The organism is Adlercreutzia sp. ZJ473, assembly GCF_013185065.1.
Lineage (GTDB): Bacteria > Actinomycetota > Coriobacteriia > Coriobacteriales > Eggerthellaceae > CAAEEV01.
Genome location: NZ_JAAVTO010000093.1, coordinates 1 through 4,446, shown reverse-complemented (window position 1 = coordinate 4,446; position 4,446 = coordinate 1). Strand labels below are relative to the sequence as shown.

Here is a 4,446-nt window from a genome sequence, read left to right as displayed (position 1 = left end):
GGGCGCGCTGGGCTCGGCGGGCGCGCTGGCCGCAGCGGGCGCGCTGGGCTCGGCGCCTGGCGCGCGCGTCGCGCGCACGCTCGAGAGCTTCGACTGGAAGGTGACGTAGTGGGGCAGCTTGAGGTGCGAGATGAAGCCCGACGCCTCGACGCCGTCGACGTGGTAGAGCACGAACTCCTCGTCCTGGGTGGGATAGCGCGCGTCGCCTATCTCGAGGCAGCGGTCGAGCACGCTCATGGCTATCGCCTTCGACTCGCAGCGCCCGAACACCATGCCGTAGCCCACCTCGAAGGCAAGCCCCGCATCCGCGCCATCGCCGGCGCTGTCTGGCCCCAAGCCTTCGCCTTCGGCAGCGCTTTCGCCGCCGCCCGAACCCGCGCCCGCACCTTCGCCATCGCCGCCCGAGCCCGCGCCCGCGTCGCCGCCGTCACGCGCGTCCGCCATGAACAGGCTCTCCACCTCCGTCACGCTGACGGTGCCCGCGTAGTACGCGTCGGCGAGCTCGCCGGTGCCGAGCGGGCGGTCGATGACCACCTCGACAAGCCCGCTCCGCAGCTCCCCCACCGTGGGGTGCGCGGGGCCGAACCCGCGGATGGCCGCGTACCCCAGAGCCTCGACCGCCTGCGTCATGCCGCGCGCGAGCGTCTGGAGGCGCATCGAGCGCGAGGCGGGTATCACGAGCGGGGTCATGGTGGCGTCGTCGGGCGGCGCGACGGCGCCCGCAGGCGGCGCAGGCGCCAGAAGCCCCTGGTCGCGCAGGTAGTCGAGTGCACGCGGCAGACGCCCGCATGCGGCCAGCGGGTCGGCGCCGTCCTCGTCGGCGGCGCGAAGGACCTCGTCGGTTGCGCGCAGCGCCTGAAGCTCCGCCGCGGCGAAGTGGGAGGACAGCGCGCGGGCCCGGTCGGCGCGCTCGGCTGCGCCCTCGCTGGCGAGGTCGAAGTCGACGAGGCGGTGGCTGTAGTCGCGCGTGGCGCCGAGCACCTGCCCGCCCGGCACGTCCTTGAACGCCGCCGATATGCGCCGGCGCACGTACATGCCGGCGGTGTCGACCGCGCGCGACACGTACGGGCGCTCGAGCGTCGAGCGGAAGGCGCGCAGCAGGAACACCGCCTCGTCGGGCGAGCCCTGCGCCTGCTTGAGCGCGAGCGCGGCCAGGCGCGGCGCGTAGAGCGACGCCTCGCCCATGACCTGGTCGACCAGGTCGGGAAGCGTCGACTCGACAGCCGCCGCGCTCGCGTCGGCCCTCGTTGACACCCGCTCGGCCTCGAGCAGACGCAGGCTCTCCTCGATGGCGCGGCCGCCGCCGCGCACCGCAACGTATCCCATCTACGCCGCCTTTCCGTCGGCGAGCGCGAGCGCGCTCGTGCGCGGCACCATCACGGCGAAGCCGTCGCGGTCGACCAGGAGCACGTCGATCCCGCAGGGGAACTCGTCGGCGCGCTCGGCGCGCGCCAGGGCCCAGTCGACGCGGTCGACGACGAAGCGGTTGGCCCCGTCCACGCCCGGCCCGCGCACCTCGACGCGGCAGAGGTCAGCCGGCGGCTTGGAGCTGCGCGCGCCCGCAGGCGCGCTGCGCCGCACGAGGGACTGCCCGAAGGACCGCACGTACTCGCAGCCCACGATCACGCTCGCCCCGCGCTCGGGGGCCAGGAGGTCTCCCGCGCGGGCGCCGAGGACGGCGCGGCGCGCCACGCTCGAGCAGGCGCGGCTCGTCACCACGAGGAAGTCCGCGTCAGGCGCGTCGCACGGGCGGGCGTGCGTCTCGCCGGCGATGAAGGACGTCGCCTCCGCATGGGCGGCGTCGACCACGCAGAACGTCGTCGCCTGGTCGACGAGCAGGCTCACCGCCTCGAACAGCGCCTCGCCGAGCGCGGCGGGCGCCGCGCCGTGCGCCTGCGGGCGCGCATCCACCTCAAGCCGCACGACCGTCCCCGGATACGCGCACGCGTCGAGCACGCGGCGGAAGTTGCGCTGGTGCCGGTGCAGCGCCTCCTCCCTCAGGGAGGCCCGCGAAGGTTCTTCTGTCATAGCTCCGCCTCCATCATCGAGAAGTCCACGCGCGTGGAGCAGACGCGCGCCTGCTCGCGCGCGCGGCGACGCGCGATGCCGCGCTCGGCCTCGCGCAGGCGCGCCTCCCACGTGCGGGAGAGCCCCTCGCCCATGCCGCCCGAGAAGGCGGCGTCGATCACGGCCAGGTTCTGCGCGAAGTGCCGGTCCGACCCCAGCACCATGCCCAGCCCCGTGTGCGCGCCCACCGACACGCGGCACGTGGTCATGAGCGCCTCGCCCAGGAAGAACTCGCATCCCTGGGCGGTCTCGCGCACGCGCACCATGACCAGCTCCTCGCGCGGCTCGTCGAGCACCGACACGTCGATCCCCGCCCGCCGCGCCTCGTTCTCCACGAAGAACGCGATCTCGGCGGCGAGCTCACCGCCCTCTTCTACCAAGGCGCGCGTGCGCCGGTAGCGATTCAGCATCTGCCGTTCCTTTCCTGTTCCCTGCCTCGTCACGCGCCGGCGCCCTGCGCCCTGCGCCGGCGCGCCACGTCGTGCTCGCGCCCTGCTTCCGCGCCCATGCCTTCCACCTGGGCTCGCGCGCCGACGCTCGCGCGCCCATGCCCCGCACCCGCGCCCTCAGCGCGAGGTGACGAGGCGCGCCCGCAGGCGCGTGGCCGCCACCTCGAGCACCACGGCCACGGCGAGGCACAGATACGAGATCAGCCCCACCTCGTGGATGTCGTAGTAGAAGCCGCCGGCCAAGAAGAGCTGGTAGCCGATGCCGCCCGCGCCCGCCACGGCGCCGACCGCCACGGCGTTCACGAAGTTGATCTCGAGGCGCAGAAACGTCCACGACAGCATCTCGCTGGCCTTCTCGGGCACCACGCCGCGCATGACCACCTGCCACCACGACGCGCCCGCCGCGCGCAGAGCCTCGATGACCCCGGGGTCGACCTCCTCGAAGCTCTCCGAGTACGCCTTCACCAGGTAGGCCACGCTGTGGAACAGAAGCCCCGTGACCGCGGCCTCGGGCCCCAGCCCGATGGCCACCGAGAACACGAGCACCCACAAGATGGTGGGCACCGCGCGCGCCACCGACATCAGCGCCTTGATGACGTTGCTCACCGCGCGATTCGACAGGTTCGACGAGGCGAGAAGCCCCAGGACGAACGCTATCACGGCGCCGATGAGCGTGGTGAGCAGGGCGAGCGCAAGCGACACGAACAGGCCCTCCACCACGTCGACCAGCGTGAAGTGACCCGAGAGCCCCGGGGTGAGCATCATGGCGGCGAAATCCTCGACCGCCTCGACGCACGCCGCGGGAAACGTCGCCTTGCCGAAGTCCATGGTGAGAAGCGCGAACGTGCTCACCGCGGCCAGCAGCGCCACCACCGCCACGAGCGCCACGTTCTCGCGGCTCGCCACGTGCACCTTGACGCCCCCCGAGCGGCCGAGGCGCGCGCCAGGGCAGGCGCCCGCCGCAGCAGGCACCGCGCCCGCAGCCGCCGGCGCCGGGCGCTTCGCCGCACGTCCCGCCACGTGCACGTCCTCCGACGTGCGATTAAAACCGCGCCCGCTCACAGCATCCGCCTCCTCACGAAGTTCGACGTCATCTCGCATGCGATCACCACCACGATGACCGCCAGGATCACCAGCCCCGCGACGTCGTAGCGGAAGCTCTTGTAGTACACGTCGAACACGAACCCGATGCCCGTGCCCGTGAGGATGCCCACGAGCGTGGCGTCGCGGATGTTGGTCTCGATCATGTAGAGCACCCAGCTGATGACCTGCGTGATGGTGAGCGGGATCACCGCCTGGGCGATGATCTGGGGGTACGAGGCCCCCACGGCGCGCAGCGCCTCAACCGGGCCGCTCGCCGCCTCGTCGACCGTCTCCAGGAAGCAGCGCACGAGGTAGCCGAAGCTGGTGAACAGGAGCGCGAGGAACCCCGTGAACTCGCTCTGCTTGAACGAGAAGAGCAGCACGAACGTCCACGCCACCACGGGGATGTTGCGGAAGAGCGAGGCGATGCCGCGCGCCAGCAAAGGCAGCGGGCCGCCGAGGCCCACCGAGCGCGAGCCCATGACGGCGAGCGCGAAGGCGAGCACGGCCGCCACGCAGCTCGCCGCAACCGACACGAGCATGGTGGACCCGAGAGCCGGCAGGATCACGCCGAGCTTCTCCAATGACGCCGCCGACGGGGCGAACTCCACGATCAGCCACGCGAGGCCCGCGGGCACCTGGATGATCGCGTCGACGAAGCTGTAGTCCACGTACACGGCGCAGACGGCGTTGAGCGCGAGGAACGCCGCCACGGCGGCCGCGAGGAAGAGCAGGCGCTTGCGGAAGAACGCCGCGGCCTGCGCCTCGGCGCTCCCCGCAGCGCCCGTGCGCGCGGCGCTTACGAGGGCCGCCACGTCACGCCACCCCGCTCGCGGCGAGGGGCGCC

5 protein-coding genes are annotated in these 4,446 nt (G+C 72.7%); all 5 read right to left on the bottom strand.

Going from position 1 to position 4,446, the window contains the following annotated elements:
• The coding region (locus HRL41_RS11570) for a carbon-phosphorus lyase complex subunit PhnI (RefSeq protein ID WP_172137153.1) at positions 1-1,326 on the bottom strand (1,326 nt) is incomplete at its 3' end.
• Entirely contained in the window at positions 1,327-2,028 is a 702-nt protein-coding gene (locus HRL41_RS11565) for a phosphonate C-P lyase system protein PhnH (RefSeq protein ID WP_172137152.1), read from the bottom strand.
• Positions 2,025-2,477 (bottom strand): phosphonate C-P lyase system protein PhnG, encoded by a 453-nt coding sequence (gene phnG, locus HRL41_RS11560; protein WP_165173695.1) that lies wholly within the window; start codon positions 2,475-2,477, stop codon positions 2,025-2,027. The genes HRL41_RS11565 and phnG overlap by 4 nt, the downstream gene beginning before the upstream one ends.
• A 156-nt stretch (positions 2,478-2,633) precedes the next feature.
• On the bottom strand, positions 2,634-3,578 hold the full coding sequence (locus HRL41_RS11555; RefSeq protein ID WP_371808848.1) for a PhnE/PtxC family ABC transporter permease: 945 nt from the start codon (positions 3,576-3,578) through the stop codon (positions 2,634-2,636).
• Positions 3,575-4,414: an ABC transporter permease subunit gene (locus tag HRL41_RS11550; RefSeq protein WP_172137150.1), complete on the bottom strand. Its 840-nt coding sequence runs from the start codon at positions 4,412-4,414 to the stop codon at positions 3,575-3,577. The genes HRL41_RS11555 and HRL41_RS11550 overlap by 4 nt, the downstream gene beginning before the upstream one ends.
• Positions 4,415-4,446: the final 32 nt, after the last annotated feature.

Coding starts and splice junctions, on each gene's coding strand:
- HRL41_RS11565 (WP_172137152.1), bottom strand. CDS start 2,028: ATGACAGAAGAACCTTCGCGGGCCTCCCTGAGGGAGGAGGCGCTGCAC.
- phnG (WP_165173695.1), bottom strand. CDS start 2,477: ATGCTGAATCGCTACCGGCGCACGCGCGCCTTGGTAGAAGAGGGCGGT.